Annotated in this window: 1 pseudogene; it reads left to right on the top strand. The window is 49.5% G+C overall.

Annotated features, from left to right (window positions below):
* Positions 1–285, top strand: a pseudogene (locus tag SB660_RS19930) (3D-(3,5/4)-trihydroxycyclohexane-1,2-dione acylhydrolase (decyclizing)); the annotation flags it as partial.

The raw sequence follows: 285 nt of genomic DNA, 5'->3' as shown, positions 1-285 counted from the left end.
AGGGGAAGCATACGATTTTGATGAAAGTTTCTTCGTCAAACGGGTTCACTATATTGATCGCATGCAGCCGAGCGAGCGCGAGCTTCAAGGTGCGGCGGAGCTGATTAAATCCAGCAAAAAACCTGTGATTCTCGTCGGCGGAGGCGCAAAATATTCCGGTGCGCGCGATGAATTGGTTGCCATTTCTGAAGCCTATAACATTCCGTTAGTTGAAACGCAGGCAGGAAAGTCTACCGTTGAGGCAGATTTTGCAAACAACCTTGGCGGAATGGGCATCACAGGTAC

Source organism: Bacillus sp. SIMBA_005 (genome assembly GCF_046535585.1).
GTDB classification, from domain to species: domain Bacteria; phylum Bacillota; class Bacilli; order Bacillales; family Bacillaceae; genus Bacillus; species Bacillus pumilus.
The sequence above is the reverse complement of the archived record's forward strand: the minus strand, read 5'-3'. Positions and strand labels throughout refer to the sequence as shown.